This is a genomic window from Undibacterium sp. GW821-FHT11B02 (assembly GCF_058808955.1).
The window spans coordinates 1-20,130 of the sequence record NZ_JBXASD010000020.1 but is presented as its reverse complement, the minus strand read 5'-3'; the positions used below and the strand labels follow the sequence as shown (position 1 = coordinate 20,130).

The 20,130-nt window shown below is 50.8% G+C and carries 19 protein-coding genes; 12 read left to right on the top strand and 7 right to left on the bottom strand.

Annotation, left to right across the window (positions count from 1 at the left end; all coding sequences use genetic code 11):
- The first annotated feature begins 397 nt into the window (after positions 1-397).
- The 4 genes from xseA to AC1RVX_RS28190 all read left to right on the top strand — a co-directional run bounded on the left by xseA (position 398) and on the right by AC1RVX_RS28190 (position 4,953).
- Positions 398-1,759 carry an exodeoxyribonuclease VII large subunit gene (gene xseA / locus AC1RVX_RS28205; RefSeq protein ID WP_493219912.1) on the top strand — a complete coding sequence of 454 codons (1,362 nt, stop codon included), beginning with the start codon at positions 398-400 and terminating at the stop codon, positions 1,757-1,759.
- 178 nt (positions 1,760-1,937) lie between these two features.
- Positions 1,938-2,516 (top strand): superoxide dismutase [Fe], encoded by a 579-nt coding sequence (gene sodB, locus AC1RVX_RS28200; RefSeq protein WP_493219911.1) that lies wholly within the window; start codon positions 1,938-1,940, stop codon positions 2,514-2,516.
- 440 nt (positions 2,517-2,956) lie between these two features.
- Entirely contained in the window at positions 2,957-3,829 is an 873-nt protein-coding gene (locus AC1RVX_RS28195) for a DMT family transporter (RefSeq protein ID WP_493219910.1), read from the top strand.
- Between the two features lie 221 nt (positions 3,830-4,050).
- Positions 4,051-4,953 (top strand): DUF2785 domain-containing protein, encoded by a 903-nt coding sequence (locus AC1RVX_RS28190; protein ID WP_493219909.1) that lies wholly within the window; start codon positions 4,051-4,053, stop codon positions 4,951-4,953.
- On the opposite strand, the gene AC1RVX_RS28185 is transcribed toward AC1RVX_RS28190, so the two are convergent.
- Entirely contained in the window at positions 4,950-5,642 is a 693-nt protein-coding gene (locus tag AC1RVX_RS28185) for an aspartate/glutamate racemase family protein (RefSeq protein WP_493219908.1), read from the bottom strand. The genes AC1RVX_RS28190 and AC1RVX_RS28185 overlap by 4 nt on opposite strands.
- 90 nt (positions 5,643-5,732) lie before the next feature.
- On the opposite strand from AC1RVX_RS28185, the gene AC1RVX_RS28180 reads away from it, so the two are divergent.
- From AC1RVX_RS28180 to AC1RVX_RS28170, 3 genes are all read left to right on the top strand, one after another.
- Complete coding sequence (locus AC1RVX_RS28180; RefSeq protein ID WP_493219907.1) at positions 5,733-6,539, top strand: helix-turn-helix domain-containing protein; 807 nt, start codon at positions 5,733-5,735, stop codon at positions 6,537-6,539.
- A 212-nt stretch (positions 6,540-6,751) separates the two neighbouring features.
- On the top strand, positions 6,752-9,424 hold the full coding sequence (locus AC1RVX_RS28175; protein WP_493219906.1) for a S9 family peptidase: 2,673 nt from the start codon (positions 6,752-6,754) through the stop codon (positions 9,422-9,424).
- A 229-nt stretch (positions 9,425-9,653) separates the two neighbouring features.
- Positions 9,654-9,965, top strand: coding sequence for a hypothetical protein (locus tag AC1RVX_RS28170; protein WP_493219905.1), 312 nt, complete (start codon positions 9,654-9,656; stop codon positions 9,963-9,965).
- Between the two features lie 14 nt (positions 9,966-9,979).
- Here the strand turns inward: AC1RVX_RS28170 and AC1RVX_RS28165 are convergent, their stop codons facing one another.
- Both AC1RVX_RS28165 and AC1RVX_RS28160 read right to left on the bottom strand, forming a co-directional pair.
- A complete protein-coding gene (locus AC1RVX_RS28165) occupies positions 9,980-10,321 on the bottom strand; it encodes a metalloregulator ArsR/SmtB family transcription factor (RefSeq protein WP_493219904.1) in 342 nt (113 codons plus the stop codon).
- A gap of 83 nt (positions 10,322-10,404) precedes the next feature.
- A complete protein-coding gene (locus AC1RVX_RS28160; RefSeq protein WP_493219903.1) occupies positions 10,405-10,797 on the bottom strand; it encodes a hypothetical protein in 393 nt (130 codons plus the stop codon).
- A 320-nt stretch (positions 10,798-11,117) separates the two neighbouring features.
- On the opposite strand from AC1RVX_RS28160, the gene AC1RVX_RS28155 reads away from it, so the two are divergent.
- From AC1RVX_RS28155 to AC1RVX_RS28140, 4 genes are all read left to right on the top strand, one after another.
- Complete coding sequence (locus AC1RVX_RS28155) at positions 11,118-12,422, top strand: hypothetical protein (protein WP_493219902.1); 1,305 nt, start codon at positions 11,118-11,120, stop codon at positions 12,420-12,422.
- Between the two features lie 485 nt (positions 12,423-12,907).
- Positions 12,908-13,744: an HDOD domain-containing protein gene (locus tag AC1RVX_RS28150; protein ID WP_493219901.1), complete on the top strand. Its 837-nt coding sequence runs from the start codon at positions 12,908-12,910 to the stop codon at positions 13,742-13,744.
- 486 nt (positions 13,745-14,230) lie between these two features.
- Complete coding sequence (locus AC1RVX_RS28145; protein WP_493219900.1) at positions 14,231-15,556, top strand: MFS transporter; 1,326 nt, start codon at positions 14,231-14,233, stop codon at positions 15,554-15,556.
- Between the two features lie 165 nt (positions 15,557-15,721).
- A complete protein-coding gene (locus tag AC1RVX_RS28140; protein ID WP_493219899.1) occupies positions 15,722-16,156 on the top strand; it encodes a cupin domain-containing protein in 435 nt (144 codons plus the stop codon).
- 143 nt (positions 16,157-16,299) lie between these two features.
- Here AC1RVX_RS28140 and AC1RVX_RS28135 read toward each other — a convergent pair whose 3' ends face one another.
- The 4 genes from AC1RVX_RS28135 to AC1RVX_RS28120 form a co-directional block, all read right to left on the bottom strand.
- Positions 16,300-16,647 (bottom strand): YybH family protein, encoded by a 348-nt coding sequence (locus AC1RVX_RS28135; RefSeq protein WP_493219898.1) that lies wholly within the window; start codon positions 16,645-16,647, stop codon positions 16,300-16,302.
- Positions 16,648-16,936: 289 nt separating this feature from the next.
- The gene (locus tag AC1RVX_RS28130; protein ID WP_493219897.1) at positions 16,937-17,167 is read right to left on the bottom strand and encodes a hypothetical protein; all 231 of its coding nucleotides are present in this window, start codon (positions 17,165-17,167) and stop codon (positions 16,937-16,939) included.
- Between the two features lie 66 nt (positions 17,168-17,233).
- On the bottom strand, positions 17,234-17,677 hold the full coding sequence (locus AC1RVX_RS28125; RefSeq protein WP_493219896.1) for a GlcG/HbpS family heme-binding protein: 444 nt from the start codon (positions 17,675-17,677) through the stop codon (positions 17,234-17,236).
- 23 nt (positions 17,678-17,700) lie between these two features.
- Complete coding sequence (locus AC1RVX_RS28120; RefSeq protein ID WP_493219895.1) at positions 17,701-18,711, bottom strand: zinc-binding alcohol dehydrogenase family protein; 1,011 nt, start codon at positions 18,709-18,711, stop codon at positions 17,701-17,703.
- A 121-nt stretch (positions 18,712-18,832) separates the two neighbouring features.
- Here AC1RVX_RS28120 and AC1RVX_RS28115 point away from each other — a divergent pair, with 121 nt between their 5' ends.
- The gene (locus tag AC1RVX_RS28115; protein ID WP_493219894.1) at positions 18,833-19,726 is read left to right on the top strand and encodes a LysR family transcriptional regulator; all 894 of its coding nucleotides are present in this window, start codon (positions 18,833-18,835) and stop codon (positions 19,724-19,726) included.
- Positions 19,727-20,130: the final 404 nt, after the last annotated feature.

The window sequence follows — 20,130 nt, the reverse complement described above, 5'->3', positions numbered from 1 at the left end:
TTATATTTTTCAGTGTATATAAGACGGTTTTCTACACAAAATATGTGGACAAGTTTGTGTAAAAGCATAGGGAAACGTGGCAAGTCATTGATTTTATTCAATATTACTTTGCTGCCAGTATTTTGAGCAAATAAGGTACCTGGCAAATACTTAAAAGTTTTCAACAGCTTGATCACAATTTCTGTGGATAAGTTTGTGCACAAGAGTAAAAAATGAAGCTAAGACCCTTGATTTGAAAGAGAATTTTCATATTGCCTTTTTCTTTTGCAGATCGATTCACATTAAAAATCAATGACTTAGAAGATGAACTTTCATTTCTTTTGACATTGCAGAGGCAAAATGACATGCTGATGACCAATCCACGCTTCTGTGGACAGAATTTACCCCGCCAAGCTTTATGAATACTGATTCTCGTTTTACAAACCCAGTAAACACGCCATCTGTGATGACAGTTTCGGCTCTGAACCAAGCTGTGGCGCAGCTTTTGGAACGCAACCTGCCACTGACATGGGTTTCCGGCGAAATATCCAACTTTACCCGCGCCGCTTCTGGACATTGGTATTTCACGCTAAAAGACAATGCGGCCCAGGTCCGGGCGGTGATGTTCCGTGGTCGTGCCCAGTATGCCGACTTCCAGCCGAAAGAAGGTGACAAGGTAGAAGTGCGTGCGCTGGTCACCCTGTATGCACCGCGCGGTGATTACCAGCTCAGCGTGGAAGCCATACGCCGTGCCGGTGTCGGCAATCTGTATGAAGCCTTCTTGCGCCTGAAAGCGCAATTGACCCAGGAAGGCTTGTTTGATGCCGACCGCAAACGCCCCTTGCCGACATTCGTGCGGACCATAGGCATCGTCACCAGCCCGCAGGCAGCCGCCTTGCGTGACGTGCTGACGACGCTGCAGCGACGGGCACCGCATGTCAACGTGATTTTGTACCCAACCCCGGTGCAGGGTGAAGGTGCCGGCTCCAAAATCGCCCAGGCCATCGCCTCTGCCGCTGCACGTGAAGAATGTGATGTGCTGCTGGTGTGCCGTGGTGGTGGCAGCATGGAAGACCTGTGGGCCTTCAATGAAGAAGTCGTCGCCCGCACCATCGTCAACTGCCCCATGCCTGTGATTGCTGGCATAGGCCATGAAACCGACTTCACCATCGCCGATTTTGCCGCTGATATACGTGCCGCCACCCCCACCGCAGCAGCGGAACTGGCCGCAACACCAAGAAGCGAATGGATGCAACTGTTACAGCGGCAGGCGCAATTGCTTAACCGCAGCATGCACCGCCGCCTCGATCACCATGCCCAGACGCTGGACTGGCAAAGCCGTAGACTGCTCAGCCCGAAAGCTGCGATTGCTGCCCGTCGCCTGCATGTCACGCAACTGGCACGTTCACTCAGCTATACCGCCAGCACCAGCCTGAACCAGGCGAGACATGAACTGGCGCAACTGCGGCAAGCCTGGCAGGCACAGCGCCCCAGCGTTGCCGCACCCAGGCTGATATTGGCCGAATGGCAAAGACGCCTGCAAAACGCCGCCAAACGCAGTCAGGATACCCATCGCCAGCAATTGCAGACCCTGCAAGCCCAACTGGAAATGCTGAACCCGCAACGTACACTGGAACGCGGCTATGCCATTCTCAGCGACCATAAAGGCAAGGTCTTGCGCAACACTGCGGAACTGAAACCGCATACCCTGCTGCAGGTAAGACTGGCAGAGGGCACAGCCGATATCGGTATCAGCAGCGTGCAGGCCAGCCTGGACTGAAGCAGGATCGACGAAAAAATACTACCGCAGGCCTGAAACTCACTCGCTTGATCGTTTTGCAAAGTAACGGAGACTTTCCTATCAGTCTGCGTGCAAGCTTTTGTACAAAAGCTTACAATGCTGGTCTGGCTTTTCCGGATTGCCGGAAATGGATAGACTCACAATAAAAGGACGCGATATGGAACATACCCTACCGGCACTGCCCTATGCACTGGACGCTCTGGCTCCACATATTTCCAAAGAAACACTGGAATATCACTATGGCAAGCATCACCAGACCTATGTGACCAATCTGAACAACCTGATCAAGGGTACAGAATTTGAAAATTCCACACTGGAAGAAATCGTTAAGAAATCTTCTGGCGGCGTGTTCAATAACTCAGCCCAGATCTGGAACCACACTTTCTACTGGAATGGCCTGAAGCCTAACGGCGGCGGCGCACCAAGCGGCAAACTGGCAGATGCCATCAATGCCAAATGGGGTTCTTTTGATGCATTCAAAGATGCATTCACCAAGTCTTGCGTAGGCAACTTTGGTTCTTCCTGGACATGGCTGGTTAAAAAAGCCGATGGCACACTGGATATCGTCAACACCTCCAATGCAGCGACACCACTGACAACAGCCGACACACCGCTGCTGACTTGCGATCTGTGGGAACACGCTTACTACATCGATTACCGCAATGCACGTCCAAAATACCTGGAAGCATTCTGGGCATTGGTTAACTGGGAATTTGCGACAGCAAACCTGGGCTGATCAAGCTTGTCATGATGCTAGAACTCATTTCATAAATAGGGGTGAGATGCGTTTGTCTCATAACGTGGGCTGGCAAGGCGGACGAGGCAGTCAATAGCGGGTCTATTGACAACGAGTCCAACGCAGTCCAGCACACGTTATGAGGCAAACCCTTCGGGAGCTGGCGATTCGGGCGCATTGCAGCGTTGCGCCGCTTGCTAAGGCACCAGCCTTAGCTTCGCGACACGCCTTGCACTGCATCCCGAATCGCCTTGCTCGCACTCATCCCTATTTATGAAATGAGTTCTAGTAGCATCATGACAGATGAAAAAAAACCTGCGCTTGCACAAGCATCGCAGGTTTTTTTTCATCCATCGCCTGGTCTGTCTGTGCGAAGATCATGCCTCAAATGAGCATCAGGAATTTTCCCTTTTGCTCAAGCGTCTTCCTTTTAGAACAACATGTACACCAAAGCCTCACCCTTATTGCGCTTTCTCCCCGCCATTTTCATTTTCATCTGGGCTTCCGGTTATGTGGTCGCCAAATATGGCCTGCCCTATGCCGAGCCGCTGACATTTTTATGTCTGCGTTATCTGGGTGTGATCGCTTTCATGCTGGTGCTGGCGCTGGCCATGCGTGCCCCCTGGCCAGAACGCCGTGCCTGGCTGCCCATCGCGATTGCAGGTGTGCTGATGCAGGCCATGTATCTGGGTGGCATCTGGTGCGCCGTCAAGCTCGGCATGCCAGCGGGTGTGGCAGCCCTGATCGCCAATACCCAACCCATCTTCACAGCATTACTTGGCCCTATCATTGGTGAGCGTATTTACGGCAAACAATGGGCTGGGCTGGCGCTGGGCATTTGTGGTGTGGCACTGGTGGTGGCAAACAAGATTTCTGTCATCGGTTTGTCTGGCAGCAGCGTGGCGCTGGCTGTCATGGCCCTGACTGCCATGACCATAGGTACGCTGTACCAGAAAAAAACCTGTCCCAGCTTTGATGTCAGAACCGGGCAAGTCATACAGTTTGCCGCTTCACTGATCGTCACCCTGCCATTTGCGCTGATGCTGGAAACCCAGACCATCATCTGGACACCACAATTTTTTGCCGCCATGGCCTGGTCGGTATTTGTCTTGTCCGGCGTTGGTATCTCGGTGCTGTTCATCATGATACGTCACGGCGAGGCAACCAAGGTCACCAGCTATATGTACCTGGTACCCGCAGTCACAGCTGCCATGGCCTGGCTGATGTTTGGTGAAAAGCTGACAATGACGGCGATACTTGGTATGGTCGTAGCCCTGGCCGGTGTGGCGCTGGTGGTAAGGCCAGCAAGATAAAGAAAAGACGCGCAACAGGATAGCATTGCGCGTCCATTTAACTTGCCTCTTTTTTTCTGCCGTAAGAACACAAGCTGGCCACAGTTTCACCGATAAAACGCCAGAGCTCCTTTGCGCGCTGACTCAATATTTTTCCCAAGTTTTTTGTCAGCGTATGACAAGACCCGTCCGGCATGGCAAACTTGCTTACTTTCCTACCATCTTTGATACGGACATTCACCATGCGTTACCTGATGTCATTGCTGTGCCTGTGGCTACTGCTGGCAGTAACAGCCACGGCCCACGCCGATTGCCAGCCAAATACGCCCCTGCACGATGAGTTAAAAGCCCTGAAATCGAATGGCTGGAAACTGACCGACGATGACAAACGCCAGCAACTGGCACTGTCAGCAGCAGATTGCCTGGGTGTAAGCAACCCGGAACTTCGCGACGAACTGGCCTTTGAAGCCCTGTCTGGCTGGATGCGCGCCGAGAAACTGACAAACCCCACCCTGACTGCATTGCGTATAAAAATGCTCAACGCGGTGCAGGCACCTGCTGCAGAAGAAACCAGTTTCCTGCGCCCGTTTGCCATACTGACGCTGGCTGAACTGGTACGTGCGGACAGACACAAACCCTATCTGACAGCCGAAGAGCGCATAGACATCGTCCATGCTGGCAGCCATTACCTGACCAACCTGCGTGACTACCGTGGCTTTGATGAAAAAGATGGCTGGCGGCATGGCATTGCCCACAGCGCTGACCTGATGCTGCAACTGGCGATGAATCCAGCAATAGAAAAGCCGCAGCATGAAGCCATGCTGGCGGCGATTGCTTCACAGGTCGCACCATCCACCCATTTTTACCAATATGGTGAAGGCGTCAGATTGATGACGGCTGTATTCTTCCTGGCAAAAACACCCAGCTTCAACAAGCGTGACTGGGATATCTGGTTCAATAAACTGATGGACAGCAGCATTCAGTCTGGACCCAATGCCCAATATACACAAGCTAGATTGGCGCAAAGACATAATGTCAGCGCCTTTTTGCTGCCACTGTATTTTTCTGTCCGGGAAAACCCTGATCCGGTAATGAAAGAAAATTTCCTGCCTGCGTTGCGGGAAGCATTACACAAGGTGAACTAAGCCAGGGCCCATTCAGCAGCACTGCGGGCATGAAGGGTAGTAGTATCAAACAAGGGCACACTTGCATCCGTCTGGCTGACTAGCAAAGATATCTCGGTGCAACCAAGGATGATTGCTTCAGCCCCCTTCTCTATCAGCCCCGCCATGATGCGGCGAAAATGCTGGCGCGATGCCGCATTGATTTTACCCAGGCACAGTTCTTCATAGATCACCTGGTGAATGATGTCGCGGTCTGCAAGCTCTGGCACCACCACTTCCAGACCATGTTTGCTACGCAGGCGTTCTTTATAAAAATCCTGCTCCATGGTAAAGCGGGTGCCCAGCAAAGCCACTTTACCGAAACCTGCATTCTTGATGGCTTGCGCAGTCGGGTCAGCTATATGAAATAGCGGAATGTCTACTGCAGACTCGATACTGGCTGCCTGCTTGTGCATGGTATTGGTACACAGCACCAGAAAGTCTGCTCCCGCCAGTTCCAGCGAACGGGCAGCCTGTGCCATGATAGCTCCTGCCGCATCCCACTCGCCCGCCGTTTGCAGTTTTTCTATTTCATGAAAATCCACGCTGTACAAAATAATCTTGCCCGAATGCAGACCACCCAGTTTTTCTTTAATGGTTTCATTAATTAAGCGGTAATAAGGGATGGTCGATTCCCAACTCATGCCGCCGATCAGACCTATGGTTTTCATTGTGATTCCATGCATTTGTTAATTCAGCCCCTATAATAGACAGATCGATTTTTCTACGCTATCAAGAAATTTCAGCAGAAAGCTTTTGCAATGAACATGGATACAGGCTGGGCAAAACTGGAACTATTGCCAACAGCAGCCTACTCAGTCAATGGTCAATCATCTTACCCCAGCCTGGGTCTGGCATTGGCACGTCAGAGCGGAGTACATGCCATAGCCAGCGATATGCGCCAGGACTTTGATGCCTGGCCGGGTGACTTCGCCCTTGGCATTGCGGGCTTGCCCGTGTTTTCAGAATCTGCACATGGGGGTGAATATCTGCTCATGCACCTCACCAGGCCAGAACTGGTGGCAGAGATGCGACTGACCGCACCGCGCCAGGTTTTTCATGGTGACAAACAGGCTGTCATGTTGGCCTGGCAATTGCGCTGCCTGCTGTTACAAGCAAATTCGAGATCAAATTTAGAAGCCGATCCAAATACCTTACTTGTAGAAGAAACAGCAGGATTGTTTTTACAACGTGGACTCTGGCTGACAAGTATGTACAACAGCACTGGCAGTCAATATGTTGACGACCGCGCATTGCATGGACACATACTCGATTACATCGAAGATCAACTCGATACCCCAATCCAGTTGGAAGAATTGGCACACCTGGCACACATGCCCTTGCTGCGTTTCCTGCGCAGCTTTACCCACGCAACCGGCAGCACACCGCATGCCTACATCACCGAACGCAGGCTGCAAAGAGCCAGGCAGTTACTTAAGAACAGCAATTTATCCATAGCCGATATCGCGGCGGATTGTGGTTTTGCTCATCAATCTCATCTCGGCAGCGCCTTCAAATCAAGGTTGGGTTTAAGCCCACAGCAATACCGCAAATCAGCACTGATTTAAGCAAAACACTGAACCAATCTGCGTTCAGACAAAGCAAAAGCAAATTTTCTACCGTTTTTCATAGAAAACATTTTCGCAAGGAACTGTTTCCACGGGCATTTGTCTATCGAAAATGCGTTAATTCCGGTTATAGCTTGCTAACATCGCCATTTTTGCATCACCTCTTTACCTACCCCATACCTGCTAATTAAACTAAAACCAAGGTTTTCACTATGTCCCCGAAAATTCTCACCGTCAGTATTGCGCTCGCTTTCAGCGGCGTGGCCAGCCTGCTGTTTCCACAAGAAACCGCACAAGCGGCACCGGCTATTGCCAATGTCGCCAAAATCAAGCCAGCTGATCTGACGCTCGAACAGGTGTATCGTGCCAAGTCTTATGCTGGTCAGGCAGCACGCCATATACAGTTCAGCAAGGATGGCCGTTACCTGGCTTACACCTGGAACCCTTTCGGTGAAAATGGTTTTGATTTATATGTATATGACACCCAGACTGGTGAAACCAAACGCATTACTTCACCAACCCTGATGAAAACCTACGATGCGCCAGAAGACTGGGAACGCTTCGACAAAAAAGCCGCGCAAAAAGAAAAAGAAGAAGCCGAACGCCAGGCCAAGGCCGAAGCCCAGGCAGCCTATCTGCGCGGTGAAAAAGTGAACCTGATGCAGTGGGAAGAAGCAGCACTGGAAGAAGTCAAGCGTGAACTGGCCGAGAAAAAAGCCAAGGACGCTGCAAAAAAAGCGGAAACAGATGCCGAAGCAGCCAAGGAAAAAGCCGCCGCCGCTAAAGCTGGCACAGCCAATGTAGCTAAAAACGACAGTGATAAAAAAGATGAAAAGAAGGATGAGAAGAAAGATGACAACAAAGCCAAGGAAGTGTGGGAGCTGCGTGACGAACTGAAAAAGAAACTGGAAAAAGAGAAGCTCAAACCGACAGACCTCTACCCCGGCGTAGACGCGCTGGTCTGGGCCAATAAAAAGAATGAACTGATCTTCCAATACCGTGGTGACCTGTTCCGCCTGAACCCGGCTGACGGCAAGATAGAACGCCTGACACAGACCGACAAACCAGAACGCATCGTCGCTTACCAGGCAGATGACAATGGCTATATCTACATGGATGAAAAACGCCTGTACAGCGCAAGTTTCGACAACAGCGCCATCCGCCAGTTGAATCGTGAACTGATCCACCCTGATGATGCCGACAAAAAATACCGCATCACCGATACCGTGCTGAGTGAAGACAAGCAATGGATGGCCATATCTGCCGAAGCACCAGAGGCCAAACCAGAAAATGGCAAGCCAGCGCCACCAGCTGAACGCCAGGTCGAAATCATGAATTACAGCGAACGCTTTGCCACCGCCAAAAAAGTGTCGCGCGAAGTGTCCGATGACAAACGGAAAGTCCTCGCCACCGCCCTGTACATACGCCGTGTTGGCGATGCCTCTGCCCGCCAGCCACAGCCCGTATTCACCAATGACGGTGGCGATGTCTGGTTTGAAATGAGTCCCGTCAGTTGGGCCAAAGATGGCAGCCGCTACACCTTCTCGACCTGGGAACGTGAAAAAGACTTGTTGCGCATCTACGTTGGCAAAGCCGAAGAAGGCGTCAAACCACAAATGGTATTGGAAAGACGCGGCAATGTTGGCCATGAAGTCGTGAATGTTATAGCGCCACGCTTTACGCCGGACAGCCAGCAATTGATCGCCGTGCTGGATGAACAGGGCTATCGCCAGCCGTATGTGATTGATGTCAGCAATGGAAGCGCCAAGCCAATCTTGAAAGGCGATTTTGAAGCCCACAGCATCATCGGTTTCAGCGCAGACAGCAAATCCATGTTCGTACTTGCCAACAAGGATGATTTCGCGGCCATGAATGCCTACCAGGTTGACCTGGCAACAGGCGACATGAAGGCAGTGGGCCAGGCTGGTGATTTCCATCGTGCCAGCGCCGTCACTGAAAACGGCGACAAGCTGGCCAGCATGGCCGGTCAATGGGCCAGCCGCCCTGAGTTGAAACTCATCGACATCAGCAAAGCCAAATCCACTACGCTGACACAAAGCCATGACCCGCAATGGAATGCGATAGACCTGCAACGCCCTGAACGCTTCAGCTTCAGTAATCGTCATGGTGACAAGATACAGGCCTATGTCTTCAAGCCAGCTAACCTGAGTACGTCTGACCATCGCCCTGCCATTGTCTACACCTATGGCGGCCCCTTGAATGACAGACATATCGTCGAGACTGACAGTTTTCAGCAAACCGCGTACATGTTTGGTATGTATATGGCTGCCAAGCATGGTTACGTGACGGTAGCAGTAGACCCGCGCGGTCATTCCAATTATGGCCGCAAGTTCAGCGACGCCAACTGGGAACAGGCTGGCAAACCACAGACAGAAGACCTGGAAGACCTAGCCAAGTACATGCAAAAAAACCTGGGTGTTGATGGCAAACGCATAGGTCTGACAGGCTGGAGTTTTGGCGGCTTCCAGACCCAGTACGCGATGTACACCAGCCCTGACACCTTCGCTGCAGGTATCGCGGGCGCTGGCCCGACAGAATGGGAAAACTATAATAGCTGGTACAGTGGCCGCACCATAGGCAAAACCGAACGCAGCAAACCCAACCTGCGCAAATATTCACTGTTGCCTTTGACAGCCGGCCTGAAAAAACCGCTGATGCTGGTACACGGCATGCAAGACCCGAATGTGTTGTATCAGGATACAGTGAATGTCTATCGCGCCCTGCTGGAAAACGGCAAGGAAACCCTGGTTGAGCTTTTCCTTGATCCAGACGGTGAACATGGCCTGGGTGGCACGGTCAAACCCAAGGCATTGCATAAGAAATATGAAGCCTTTTTCCTGCAGCATTTGGGCAAGGCTAAATAAACAGTCAATACCTGAGCAGTAAATGTCTGTACTAAAAGAGCGGCCATGCTTCATGCTGGTCGCTCTTTTAGTTTATGTCACGGCAATGTTAATGAAATGCATTCCAATCCCCGTGGCAAGTCATAAAAGGAACGGCAATTTCACTTTAAAATTACCGTAGATTATTTGTGTAAGCCTGCCGATAATGGCTACACCGCTTAATTGCAAGCACCACGTTCAGGAGTAACCAATGAAAACAAGCACCAGCCAATACCTGTATTCTGTCTTCAGGCAAGTAGCACAAGAATTCCGCCAGATTGGACAAAAATTCGGCGCACGCCTGTTGCGTACGCCCTTGCCAAAAGTGTTGATGATCTGCGTAGGCATCGCCCTGCTGATCGCCATCATTCCTCTGGTGATTACGCTGTTTGTCGTCTTTGTACTGCTGAAGCTGTTGCTGGCAGTGGTGATGGTGAGCATGGGCCAGAATCAAGGCAAAGAGAAACCTAAGAGCAGGCCTGCGCAAACCATTTATGTTGAGCAAGGTACCGACAGGCAATAAACCAAAAATGATGGTCAGGTCTTGTTCGCGACTTTGGTTTTACCAGTCGTAGCCTTTGCGGCCTTCTTGCTTTCTCGTTTCAACGGTGCGCCCACAGGGCAGATGGAAAAAGCAAACTGTGTCAAAGTATTGACCAGGCTGTCGCCATTTAATTTATACATCACAAACTGCCCCTGACGTTCACCCGTGATCAGCCCGGCATTTTCCAGTACCGACAAATGACGGGAAATTGCTGGCGCGCTCATTTTAAAGCGCGCCGCAATATCCCCGGCTGTCAGTTCCTGCTCAGATAAATAAGCAAGTATCTGCCTGCGGGGTGACGATGCCAAAGCTTCAAAAATCTTATCAGAAGACATTATTCATTTTCAAAAGACCATTGCCGCGTTAGACGCGGCATAGGGTTATATTTCAAACATTCAGTTCAATGGGATGTCACACATTACGCAGGGGCAGAAAGCTTTTCCGGCTCTTGCATATCATTGACTCTTACCCAGCCTGTAACAGTTCTGCCAAACTTGGCAATCATGACCATGTTGAAAAAATGCATGGCACCCAGACTAAGTACAGAAACGCCTATTTTACTACCAACATAGGGGATCAACCCGTCACCGGGTGAGATTTGCCATCCGTCCAGTCGAATTGCGATCAGCCCCACGTTAATCAAGTAAAACCCGACAACCAGTAAGTGATTCGTAGATTTTGCCAGCACCTCATCCTGACCAAAACATTTTACCAAGAATACCTCACCATTTTTAGACAGTGTTCTTGCTACCCATATTGTCATGACGATAGAAACAATTGAATAGACCAGATAGCTAAGTTCCATACTCATTTCGTACTCCTTCAAGGTTGAACAACGATTAATCAATTAACTAATATGTTAAATGCTGAATTAATTAATGTCAATGTGAAAATGATGTGTACGCAAGTAAGCCATATCTGCTACGCACAAACTTCTGGCGCTTGCGTGCCAAGTTCTATATCAGCGTGTAGCTGGGCTATTGCACCAATGGCACATCGAAACAGGAACAGCTTTCAATTGACCACTGCCTCGCTACAAATTGATGACAATTTGCAGACATTTCGGGCAGTATTTTTTTCTCGACAGCTTCTATGATGATGTCAACTCATCAAAAAAAAGCGAGAGAGAAATTGAAACCTCAACATTTATTTGGTCTATGCGCAGTAGCTTGCATACTGGCTGCATGCGGCGGCGGTGGCAGTGTCGGTATCAGCACAGGCATCCCTGGTGCCGGTCTGACTTTACGCGGCACTGCGGCAACCGGCATGGGCATTTCAGGCGCGATCGTCAGCGCAAAATGCCGTAGCGGTAACGGGACGGCAACGACTGCTGCCGACGGCAGTTTTGAACTGACCGTCAACACCGGCAGCAGCACAGCGGCTACCCTGCCTTGTGTACTGGAAGTCACCAACGCAGCCGATAGCAGAAAACTGCATGCCATCAGTATCAACGGTGGCGTCATCAATCTCACGCCTTTGACAGAAATGCTGTCCACCCGGTTGATGCGCGCCAGCATGAGCACGGTATTTGCAAGCCCCGACGCAGATGCGATCACCAAAACGGTCACCATCAACAGCAGCAAGGCTGCACAGACCGAGATCACGCAAGCCCTGGGCATGATGGCAGACACCAGCAAGATTGACGATTTTTTCACCACGCCATTAAAGGCAGCCTCACCCGGCAGCGCAGGCACTGGCGACACCCAGGACAAGGCTTTGGATAACCTGAAGCTGAACATGGATGGAAAATTGTTTGATCCCTTTTTGCTGATGCTGACTAAAGCAGCCACCAGCAAAGATATCGTCACTCTGGGACAGGCAGGTTGCGTATTAACCGGCTTGAACGGCCAGCCCTTGCCCTGCAGCATGCCTGGCGTCTGGAACAACGCACCGAAGATCAATATCACACCTGGCGCTGTTTTGCTGGCCCCTGGTGGCAAACTGACTTTCAGCGCAGAAATGAATTACCCGCCAAACGTCAACTATGTTCGTCAACCCATTAAATGGGTGGTGCTGGAAACGGATGGTGGCAGCATCAGCACCAACGGTGAATACAGCGCCCCCACCAAGCCCGGCACTTACCATGTACAGGCGCAAAGGGAAGATTACCCCACGGTATCAGTGAATGCCACGGTGGTGGTGGACAACAGTTCACCCGGTTTCGTACCAGTATTAAGTGTACCTGGCAGCCTGATTACCCTGATGCCTGGCAGTAGCATAGGGTTAAAGGCCGACAATAATTACCCGCCCAATGTCACCTACATCAGACAGCCGGTCACCTGGAGCGTGGTGGAAGCCGATGGCGGTACCATTACCCCGTTGGGCATGTACACGGCACCACAAAAATCTGGCGTCTTCCATGTCGTGGTCAGACGGGATGATTACCCTGCCCTGTTCATCACACTGGATATCAATGTCACTTATCTTGAAGACTGAACCCACCATTTATGCCGTGAGAATACCGACATACTTGCCAGATAGAACTCATTTGAAACTCATTTCATTGTTGGTGTTGAATTGAGTTCCAGTTAATCCTTGTTCACAATTTCTGCGACTGGCTGACAGGTATAATCCCGGGCAGCGCAATCTGAAAGACATTGTAATATTTGCTACGTCTTGGTATGTCGGCTGCTAAACTGATCATATTGAAATAGCAGGCTGACAAGGATTCTTTCCAATCTTAGTTTTGTACTTAGCTTTGTAATAATCTCTCAGTAGAATTATTAAAAAAAGTTAAATTAAGAGTTGCTTTTGAGAATTTTTTGGCTAAGATACAGATTGCAGATGATTCCGTACGGCAACTTCTTGAAATTCATAACAGATGCACAAGCATGCTGTAGCTTGAACAGAATGTCGGTCTTGCTGGCCTCAAGCCTCACGAGCCCATAGAGGAATCACCATATCCATATTGGGAGATATTCATGGACAAGCTGGAAATTTTTAAAACCATCGCTGCCGAAGTCAACCGGGGTGACCTGGTTTTCCCGACTAGCGTCGACTCGTCCCTGCGCCTGCAAAAAGCGCTGGATGACCCTGACTGCCACGTTGACGCAGCCGCCAAAATGATCGCCGCCGACCCGCTGCTGTCTGCCCGCACCGTGGCCCTGGCCAATTCTGTTGCATACAATCGTTCTGGCAATGAAGTGACCAATGTTCGCCTGGCCGTTAATCGCCTGGGTTTTCGTACACTGAAAGCCATGCTGGCATCCGTTATCGTGCGCCAGTTGAATAGTCAGGTCAAAGACCCGGCATTGAAGGCGAAAGCAGCACAGTTGTGGGAACATTCCGCCCATGTATCGTCACTGGCGCAAGTGATTGCCAAACAAGTGACCAAGGTTGATCCTGAGACTGCGATTTTTGCCGGTATCGTGCATGAAGTCGGCGGTTTTTACCTGATATCTCGTGCAGAAGAATTCCCCGGCTTGCTTGATGGTGAGCCAGCAACCTGGATAGAATATGGTGAACGCCTGATAGGTCGTGGCATCATGCGCAGACTGGGCATACCAGAAAGTGTCATGCAGGCCGTTGAAGCCCTGTGGCATGGCGTCTGTTCTTTCCCGCCAGAGTCTTTGGGTGACACCCTGATACTGGCCAATGACATAGCCCCGGTATTGTCGCCCCTGCATAATAGCGAAGGCGACAAGATTGCGCGATTTTCACGTCGCATCAACTTTGAATTTGAAGATGGCAACTTCCAGGATGTGATGTCTGATTCAGAAGAACAGATTGATTCGCTGACCGCAGCACTCATGATGTAAACAGCATACGGATATGCATCGTCAAAAGCGTCAGCAGCGCAAGCTTGCTGGCGTTTTTTATTATGTGCCAGCATAAGCGATTTGCATACAGACCAGTAGCGGAATACCAATTTCACTTTCCCAAAGTGCTTTCCGTTAGAAAAACCATCTTGCTACAAAACGACAGCGATAATACCAGTGCCAAAATAAAACAAAGTGGTATTGATTATCCACTCAAAAATTCTGCCCCTGTATGACCGCCATATGACACGCATAAATCCATGCAAAGCCTTCCATTTTTTATGATCAGGCAGGAATGAGCATTAGGTTGCCAATTAAATACTGGCACTAAAGTGGCATTACAAACATAAAACCAGTTGACCAGTTTTTTTGCGCCTAGTATGTTGTGCCTGCGAGCCTTTTGTGTCTGTGTGCCTGGAAAAGGCGAATCAACACATCACGGCCAAAAGCGGTTTCAGAAAACATCATTCAGCAGAGACATCAACCATGAGTACAGAAAAAGACTTGCCCCAGCACCCCATGCGATGGGTGCCCAGCCTGTATCTGGCATCCGGCATGCCGTTTTATGCCGTCGCCCTGATCGCCGGCCTGATGTACAAAAGCATGGGTGTACCCAATGACCAGATTGCCCATTGGACTGGCCTGGTCGGGCTGGCCTGGGTATTCAAGTCTTTATGGAGCCCTTTCCTTGAAGCAGCAGACAGCAAAAAAATGCTGGTGGTGCTGTTTCAGTTGATAGGTGGTGCGGCCTTGGGCCTGGTGGCAGTATCACTGCAATTGCCCATGTATTTTGCCATCAGCATTGCCTTGCTGGGTGTGGTGGCGATTGCCGCTGCCACGCATGACATTGCATGCGATGGTTTGTATATGGCCAGCCTCAGCAACAAGCAGCAAGCCACCTATGCAGGATGGCAAGGCGCATTTTTCAACGCCGCAAAATTCGTTACCCTGGGGCCGCTGGTGTATCTGGCTGGTTATCTGGAAAAAACCCTGGCACCGGCACAAGCATGGACCATCATCTTTGCCATCATGGGTGTTTTCCTGTTCAGCCTGGGCTTGTACAACAGTTGGTCATTACCTGGTACTAAAAACACGACATCCAAAGCATCCATGCACAGCATCTTCGTAACGCTGCAAGATGTGATCATAGAGTTTTTCAAAAAGCCCGGCATCTGGCTGGCCATTACCTTCATCATTTTATTTCGTGCTGCCGAAGGGCAGATACAAACCATAGGCCCGCTGTTTTTGCGTGAAGCCAGAAACCTGGGTGGCCTGGGCCTGACTACAGATCAGGTCGGCATTGCCTACGGTACTGCTGGCACCATTGCCTTTTTGGGCGGCAGCATATTGGGTGGTTATTTTGCGTCATGGCTGGGTTTGAAACGCGCCCTGCCCTGGCTGATACTGGCGATGAACACCCCCAACCTGGCTTTCTTTTTCTTGAGCAATAACCTGCCAGAAAGCATGACTGTCATCACCGCTGCACTTGCCTTTGAGATGTTTGGCTATGGCTTCGGTTTCGTTGGTCTGATCCTGTTCATCATGCAGGTTGTGGCACCCGGTAAATACCAGACTGCTCACTATGCGCTGGGCACAGGTGTCATGCAATTGGGTTTTGTGTTGTTCAAAACCATCAGTGGTGATATCCAGGTATCACTTGGCTACAAGAACTTCTTTATCTGGGTATTGCTCAGTGCCATACCAGTGTTGATCATGACCCGCTTTGTGTCCTTTGGGGACACGCCAGGGGCGAGCAAATCAGGTGGGGCAGACGGCTTGGCTAAGACAGCCAATGCGACAGCCGATGCATAAAATCTGGCAATGAATTGTTTCATGGCGCAATGTAAAAATTGCGCCATTTTTTTTCTTATGACAAATCTGGGCTTAATGAAAAAATAACACTTGACGCATTTCAAAAATGGGCGTGCAATGAGCAAATGTACAACAACACATGTCAACTTACCCGGGAGACCTATCTTGCAATCAAGGACAACAAAACTATTGCGCCAACTGACCGCCGTTGGTGTCATGCTGGTTAGCACCAGCCTGCTGGCACAAAGCACGGGCATTACCCGCACCATTGTAACCAAGGCAGATTCATCCATTCCCGGCAAGGAAGATATCATTGCCCGTGTTGAAATCGCCGCCGGTGCCGTGGTCGGCTGGCATACCCATCCCGGTGATGAAATCAGTTATGTGATGGATGGCGAGGCAGAATTGCTGGTCGCCAATCAGGCACCGCGTAAGGTCAAAGCAGGCGAAGGATTTGTCATACCAGCCGGTGTCGTCCACAGTGCAAAAAACCATGGCAACACACCGATCAAACTGGTGGGCGTGTACGTGGTAGATAAAGACAAGCCGCTGGCATCACCTGCGCCTGCGCCCGCATCGGCACCCGCAGCAACTTACTAAGCCAGCTACCAACCAAACAGCTAATTGGTATAACGCCGGAAGATGGTATCCAGTTCACCGCTCTTTTTCAGGGCGGTAATTGCAGCATTCAGCCTGGGGAGTATAGCCGCCCGGGATGGATGCACGCGCAGCATCATTTATAGTCATCGACTATTAGAATTGGTTACCGGTGACAGGTGGATATGCTTCAACAGCCAGGTATTATCCTTTTTAAACCACACCATCGTGATCAATGATCTGCCTTCAACGACATTTGCACCCGGTTTGGTAATGGCACCAACACGGGTGCCTGTGACTATCGCTGCATCATCCGTAGCCTTGACCTGTACATCAACAAGACGCAAATCAATTTGCGCGCCGGATTTGAATAGTCCGGCAAATGCATTGGCATCCAGTTGCAAGAGTTTGTCTGATTCAGCAACGAATTCTGTGAAACCTTCGGTGTCAAGATAACTAGAACTCATTTCATAAATAGGGATGAGTGCGAGCAAGGCGATTCGGGATGCAGTGCAAGGCGTAAGGTGTGTACCCTGCGCAGCTAAGGCTGGTGCCTTAGCAAGCGCGATGTTACAACCTTACGCTGCAATGCGCCCGCGAAGTGTCAATGCGGCCAGCTCCCGGAGGGTTTGCCTCATAACGCGTGCTGGACTGCAAGGTGTGAAAATTCGACTCGTTGTCAATAGCACCGCTATTGACTGCCTCGTCCCCTTGCAGGGCGCATGTGCGCTGGTAAGCGCACATCGTACGCAGGCGTGCAGCATGCTGCACGAAACCCCTGCTTTACCCTTGCCAGCCCGCGTTATGAGGCAAACGCATCTCACCCCTATTTATGAAATGAGTTCTAGAAACTACGGCCAAATTACGCTTGCTGACGCTGCTGAAAAAATCTGCTGATGCGGCTTTTACTGCATCTGCCCCGCTGGTATTTTCAGCCCTGGCAATCGACATGTTCAGGGAGAATAAAACCATACCCAGAATGCTGATGAATGAACGACTAATGATAGCTATCATGTTGTTTGATCTCTTTAGAGAAAGAGAGTGCATGGCTTACATGCACTCCCGACAGTTTGCTTGAACCTATGCTTTCACTTCAAAGCCCAATGCAGCCAATGCAATTTCTGCCGCCTGCTGATCTTGCAGCGCATTGCCACCAGATATGCCTATACCGCCGATGACTTTGCCATTTTCAATAATCGGGCAGCCACCACCAACTGCCACCAAACGCGGCCTGTGGGCAAGCTGTGCTACCACATCGTTGCTGATGATGGCAGTCCAGGTATGGGTGGGCAAGCCAAATGAGGCAGCCGTCCAGGCTTTGTCGATTGCCACATCCACCGTCAACAATGCGGCACTGTCTGCACGTTCAAAGGCTTTCAGGTGACCGGCATTGTCAGTGACAGCTATCGTGACATCGATGCCGATATCACGGGCCGCAGCACTGGCTGCGGTGATCAGGGCATTCGCAGCGTCGCGCGTGATGCTGGCTGCGGCGAATGATTTTTTGATGTTTGTAGTTTGCATAAAAACTTTCTATATAAATTAAATTAAAAACCTTGCAATACAACCTTGCCCTGCGCCTTGCCGCTTTCTATCAGCGCATGTGCCTTGCGCAAGTTTGCCGCATTGATCTTGCCAAAGTTTGCATTCACAGTGGTGCGTACTTTGCCCGCATCCACCAGTGCTGCCACTTCGGCCAGCAGCTTGCCTTGCTCATCCATGTCTGCCGTCTTGAACATCGAACGGGTGAACATCATTTCCCAATGCAAAGAAATGGATTTTCCTTTCAACTGCATAAGGTCCAGCGCCACCATGTCGTCAATCACGGCCAGCTTGCCCTGCGGCTTCAGGCTGGCGATGATTTCTGGATAGTGCTGTGCTGTCTGTGTCAGGCCAGCGACGATATCAACTTCATTGATGCCTATGGCTTTCAACTCTGCACTCAAAGGTTTGGTGTGATTAATCACTGCATGCGCACCCAAATCCAGGCACCATAGCCTTGTCTCAGCGCGGGAGGCGGTGGCAATCACGCGCAATTGTGTCAACTGACGCGCCAATTGGATGAGGATGGAACCGACACCACCAGCACCGCCTATCACCAGCAAGGTCTGGCCTGCGCCACCGTTCCTGGCAACGCCCAGGCGTTCAAACAGCAGTTCGTAGGCAGTAATCGTCGTCAGTGGCAAGGCGGCGGCTTGTGCATCATCCAACGTAGTTGGTGCCTTGGCGACGATGCGTTCATCCACTGCATGCAATTCACTATTTGCACCTGGGCGGTCTATCGCGCCAGCATAATAGACGCGATCACCTGCTTTGAAATTGCTGACTGCCGCGCCAACTTCTTCCACAATACCAACTGCATCCCAGCCCAACACATTCAACTGGCCTTCAGCAGGTGTCCTGCCCAGCCTGACCTTGGTATCCACAGGGTTGACTGAAATGGCATTCACCCGCACCAGCAGGTCGCGTGCTTCCAGTACTGGTTTTGGTAATTCCACATCCTCCAGGGATGCGCTGTTATCGATAGGCAATGAGTGACGGTAAGCAATAGCTTTCATGATGAATCCTTGTATGTCGTGAGTATGTTGAATCGTGTCCAAAATCATTTTCAGATCAGTGCAGGCATTGTAGAATATGAAGCATGAATTGATAAGACCAATAATTAACTATCACTTTCAAATGAAAATTGAAAATATAAGTGACCTGCATGTACTGGTACAGACGGCGCGCTGTGGTTCGCTGTCTGGCGCAGCCGGTGTGCTGGGCATGACACCCGCAGCCGCCAGCGCCGCCATGAAGCGGCTGGAAACCCAGTTGGGAACGCGCCTGTTTGAACGATCAACCCGGGCGCTGCGCATCACCGCCCAGGGCCAGATCCTGCTCGACTATGCGCAAAGGGCCTTTGATTTACTCGATGAAGGCGAATCGCAGGTATCAGAAGCCCGCACGGCCCTGGTCGGCACGATACGGGTGGCCGCCCCGTCCGACCTGACACGCACTACTCTGCTGCCCTGGTTCGATGAATTTCTGGCCCTGCACCCCGGCGTGCAACTGGCACTGAATGTGGGCGACAGACCGCTGGATGTGGTGCGTGATGAAGTCGATGTGGCCCTGCGCTATGGCACCCTGACAGATTCACGCCTGGTAGCTCGCCTGCTATCCGATAGCCGCCCTGTGCTGTGTGCAGCGCCATCCTACCTGGCACGCCACCCCGCACCACAAACCCCGCAAGACCTGACCCAACACAACTGCCTGATCTTCGAACGCAATGGCCGCCTGCACAAAACCTGGCGCTTCGCCCAGCAAGGAAAATGGAAAGAAGTCAGAGTAAGCGGCGACCGCAGCGCCGACGACGCCTCGCTGGCCCGCATGTGGGCAGTCGCCGGTGCCGGCATCATTTTCAAATCATTGATCGATGTCAGGACAGAGTTGCAAAACGGCAGCCTGGTACCACTACTGACCGATTGGGAAACCGATCCCTATCCGCTGCATGCGCTGTTGCCCAGCGGGCGGTTTGTAGCGAATCGGGTACGGGCGTTGGTGGAGTTTTTGGGGGAGAAATTTGCGGAATAATGAAGCAAGTGACATTGCAAGATTTTCTATTTTTCTGCCGCTGCAGTGTTTATTTGGGCTGCTGATCTAGGATTTGGCTAACCACGCTTAAATACCAGTAACTATCAAGTCTGCTAATCAATGGATTAACGTCGTTTTTGGTATGGATTGAAATATCCATTTCGGGTTGATTTGTTTGGTCATAAACAATATATTCAACTCCGACTCCACCCAGAAAGGATTCTGGTATTTCAACCTCTTTCGTTCCCACCTTATTTTTACTGCGAATTTTATAGTTACAGTCTAACAATCCGTGCAGATCCTTCCCCTTTACAAGGTGGTAACATTTGAGCTTCCCTCGGTAATTAGTTCACCATCAGGTGAATGTCATGCAGCCAGATTCTCTTGAATTTGTTTCTTCATCC